The sequence below is a fragment of the Achromobacter sp. GbtcB20 genome (assembly GCF_019091095.1).
Taxonomy (GTDB): Bacteria; Pseudomonadota; Gammaproteobacteria; order Burkholderiales; family Burkholderiaceae_B; genus Achromobacter; species Achromobacter mucicolens.
In genome coordinates, this window is the sequence record NZ_JAGXJZ010000795.1 from 1 (window position 1) to 244 (window position 244).

General features: G+C 73.8%; 1 protein-coding gene. It reads left to right on the forward strand.

Annotated features, from left to right (window positions below; translation table 11 throughout):
• Positions 1–16: 16 nt before the first annotated feature.
• Positions 17–244: SPOR domain-containing protein (locus KVT32_RS31150; RefSeq protein WP_371825654.1), on the forward strand; the 228-nt coding region annotated here is incomplete at its 3' end.

A 244-nucleotide genomic window follows, 5' to 3' on the forward strand; every position in this document is an offset into this window, starting at 1 on the left:
GCGCCAGCCGCGCCGCGTGATCGTCGACAGCCGGCTCGAGATTTCCCTGGATGCGCGCATCCTGCAGGGCGAGCCGTGCTGGATCGTCGCGGCCCTGGCCGATGGAGAGGCGGCCGAAGACAAGGCGGCGCGCCTGCGCGCGGCCGGCGTCAGCGCCCATACCCGCAAGTCGGGCGAGCTGATCAGGGTGCAGGTCGGCCCGTTCGGCAGCCGCGAAGGGGCCGAGAAGGCGCGCGCCAAGCTC